The sequence below is a fragment of the Joostella atrarenae genome, assembly GCF_021764745.1.
GTDB classification, from domain to species: Bacteria; Bacteroidota; Bacteroidia; order Flavobacteriales; family Flavobacteriaceae; genus Galbibacter; species Galbibacter atrarenae.
In genome coordinates this window covers 1-205 of record NZ_JAETXX010000070.1, presented here as the reverse complement: position 1 = coordinate 205, position 205 = coordinate 1, and the positions used below count along the sequence as shown (strand labels likewise).

Annotated in this window: 1 protein-coding gene; it reads right to left on the bottom strand. The window is 37.6% G+C overall.

From position 1 onward, the window contains the following. A partial coding sequence (locus tag JM658_RS17100; protein WP_236961127.1) for a DUF7507 domain-containing protein occupies positions 1-205 on the bottom strand: 205 nt, incomplete at both ends.

Here is a 205-nt window from a genome sequence, read left to right as displayed (position 1 = left end):
TCCTACTGTCAATAGCGCTAATGGGCCCCCTTCTACTGTCACCTGTGGATCACTGATAACTACATTCGTTAAATCTACTGATCCTGTATTAGTCACGGTAAACGTATACAATACCTGATCCCCTATATTTACTATTCCATCATTATTCGCATCATTATATTCTCCATCCTTTAATAAAGTAATGTCTTTATCTTCACACGTTGGT